We start from the raw sequence: 2,691 nt of genomic DNA on the forward strand, positions 1-2,691 counted from the left end.
TCGGCGGGCGCAGCGTCCACGGCTGGAGCGCTGAACGTCAGAAGGCCGCCAAGAATGAAAAGGCCAGAGACAATGAAATCGCCAAAGATAGGAGCAAGCGCCCGCCGCATGTGATTGATCATGAACCTTCGCTTTACAGGCTGACGCCTGTTTCCGCGGACAAGCCAGCGGAATCGTTTCAGAGGCGAAGCAGCGCACGTCGACAACGCGCGCACGGCGGCGGGCCATTTGTTCTGGCGCCAAGATGGAGCTGATTTAGCCCGGACGCGGCGGCAGGCTCAAGGCATTTCGGCCTCTTGCCGGAGATTTTCCAAAAAAAGACTGTCGCCTCCATGTTAGGCTGTTCCGACCGTCACAAATGATGACTCTCGTTCTATAATCGCGGCAGAAACGTGGCTCTAGCCCCCACAACAAGATGCGTGATCCTTCGACCGCCGCCATCCGGCTCGCCGGTTACCGTCCGGCCGATTTCGCGATCGATTCTGTCGAACTCGATTTCAGCCTGCATCCGACGAAGACCCGCGTCTCCGCGCGGCTGGCGTTGCGCCGCAATCCAGCCGGGGATCTTTCCACGCCACTCGTGCTCGACGGCGACGAGTTGATGCTGCTGGGCGTGAAGCTCGACGGCCGGGCGCTCGGCCCCGCCGAATATGAAGGGACGCCCGATCGCCTTACTCTCGCTCGAAGCCCCTTGGTTACGCCAACAAAATCAGAACTTCTGTCCATTGATGAAGCGACCGGACCTTCGTGCCCAACATCTGCCCGATAAGCGTTGCCGGCCACCTGTGAACGACAACGCATCTCCGTGACAATTTCCGACCTATCGTCTGAGCGGTCACAAATTGAACGTGCGCGCTGACCCATCTACTCTCGCCGAACTTCGCGCTAATGATCCGGCGGGAAGCTGAGTGGGCTCTGAAGCTTCGAGGCCAGATCGGAAAAAAGTCTATTGTGAAATTGATCGACGGAGACGAATTCCGATTTAACCGCCGCATACAAAAGCCTGCGACGTTCTTCGCGCTGAACGAGTCCACGCCGCGCGCCATCTTAGAAAGGACAAGAGAACGAAATAGTTTCTTGCAATATGGCGTTCACTGTTCGCCGCTGGCGGAGGAAGCGGGATGCTGTCAACGATTCGGTTGGCGCCTGAATTGATGTGCGTGGGGCTTAATGTCACAGGCAGTTGAAATTCGGCGCATCGACGCATCGTGCCGCGCGATGCTTGACAAAACAGTGGCCCTCCTCGTCGACGCTTTCCTCGACAGCCCGCTGTTCGTGACCGCGTTTCCCAGCGAGCCGACGCGCGAGTCCGTTTTGCGGGCGCTGTTCGACGCGCTTGTCGACGACACCGCGCGTTTCGGCGGCCTCCATATCGCCTGCTGCGACGCGGTCATTGTCGGCGCGCTTCTGTGGTACGGGCCCGGAGCCTATCCGATGACACTTTCGCGCATTCTAAGGCAGCTTCCGCGATTCCTCGCCATTGCCGCGACGAGTCCGCGCGGCTTGCTCGAACTGCGACGCGCGCAGCAGGCTTTCGAGCTGCGCCGCCCCCAAGAGCCACATGCGCAAGCCTGCTGGCTCGCCGGACGGGCGGGAGAACGCGTCGGCATGCAGCTCGCGCGCGCGCTGATGCGGGAAGCCGATAACAACAACTGGTCGATCTATCTCGAAACCCAGAACGAGCGCACGAAGAATTTCTATCGCCGTATGGGCTGCGAACTCATTGCGGACGGCTTCGAGTGTTTCCCCGGCGCGCCGCTGACCTGGATCATGTTGCGCCGGCCCGGCGCGGGACTCGCGCGCCACGTTTGATTTGCTATGATAATCAGATTTTACCCGGGCGGCAGTATTACAGGGAGAGCAGTTATGACGAGGCACATTGTCCTCATTGACGTTGATCGCCCCGACGAGCCGCTGGAAGTCAAAATCGACGAAATCCGAGACACGACGATAAGGGTCGGCGTCCCCCATACCCAGGTGAAATTCTATTTGCAGCGCCGGAACGGATCGGCTTGTTTCGAGGGCTCGCTCGGCGGTCGCTATTTTGTCTACGATCCCGCCCAGCCGGCAAAGGCCACGTAGAAGTCGACTTAAAGCTTCGCCCCGGCCAGCGTCGATACATCCGCGCGGGGACCTCGAGCAGCCGCTTGACGTTTGAGCCGTCGACCGAGCACCGGAACACGACGCCATCGATCTTGTCGATCGCGTCATGGATGAAAACTTCGCGCCCGAACCACGGATGAAGCCGATAGAGAACCTCCCCGCAGGCGGTCCTGTGGGCGTTCTCAAGCCCCGTTCTAAAAGGTCAGATACCGGCCAATCGACGCACGCGCTTCGGACACAGTGTCGTAGGCGCGCAGATAGACCTCCTCGTATTTGACGCTGCGCCACAGCCGCTCGACGAAGACATTGTCGCGCCAGGCGCCCTTGCCGTCCATGCTGATCATGACCTTCGCATCCAGCAGCACGCTCGTGAAGTCGAGGCTGGTGAACTGGCTCCCCTGATCCGTGTTGAAAATCTCGGGCTTGCCGTGTTTCGCCAGCGCCTCCTCAAGCGCCTCGACGCAGAACGCCGCCTCCATCGTGATCGACACGCGATGCGAAAGGACGCGGCGGCTCGCCACGTCGACGACCGCCGCGAGATAGACGAATCCGCGCCGCATCGGGATGTAGCTGATGTCCATCGCCCAG

At 60.3% G+C, this 2,691-nt stretch carries 3 protein-coding genes and 1 pseudogene; 3 read left to right on the forward strand and 1 reads right to left on the reverse strand.

Features of this window, described 5'->3' with window-relative positions:
* Positions 1 to 415: 415 nt before the first annotated feature.
* The 3 genes from NEI07_RS16810 (at position 416) to NEI07_RS16820 (ending at position 2,082) form a co-directional block, all read left to right on the forward strand.
* Positions 416 to 769, forward strand: coding sequence for a hypothetical protein (locus tag NEI07_RS16810; protein ID WP_256036152.1), 354 nt, complete (start codon positions 416 to 418; stop codon positions 767 to 769).
* Between the two features lie 449 nt (positions 770 to 1,218).
* Positions 1,219 to 1,812 carry a hypothetical protein gene (locus NEI07_RS16815; protein WP_256036153.1) on the forward strand — a complete coding sequence of 198 codons (594 nt, stop codon included), beginning with the start codon at positions 1,219 to 1,221 and terminating at the stop codon, positions 1,810 to 1,812.
* A gap of 54 nt (positions 1,813 to 1,866) precedes the next feature.
* Positions 1,867 to 2,082: a hypothetical protein gene (locus NEI07_RS16820; protein WP_256036154.1), complete on the forward strand. Its 216-nt coding sequence runs from the start codon at positions 1,867 to 1,869 to the stop codon at positions 2,080 to 2,082.
* 218 nt (positions 2,083 to 2,300) lie between these two features.
* Here NEI07_RS16820 and NEI07_RS16825 read toward each other — a convergent pair.
* A pseudogene (locus tag NEI07_RS16825) lies at positions 2,301 to 2,691 on the reverse strand (transposase); the annotation flags it as partial.

It is taken from the genome of Methylocystis suflitae, from assembly GCF_024448135.1.
GTDB classification, from domain to species: domain Bacteria; phylum Pseudomonadota; class Alphaproteobacteria; order Rhizobiales; family Beijerinckiaceae; genus Methylocystis; species Methylocystis suflitae.

Bases quoted from the DNA above. Each gene is read 5' to 3' on its own strand.
- NEI07_RS16810 (WP_256036152.1), top strand. From the start codon at position 416: ATGCGTGATCCTTCGACCGCCGCCATCCGGCTCGCCGGTTACCGTCCG.
- NEI07_RS16815 (WP_256036153.1), top strand. From the start codon at position 1,219: ATGCTTGACAAAACAGTGGCCCTCCTCGTCGACGCTTTCCTCGACAGC.
- NEI07_RS16820 (WP_256036154.1), top strand. From the start codon at position 1,867: ATGACGAGGCACATTGTCCTCATTGACGTTGATCGCCCCGACGAGCCG.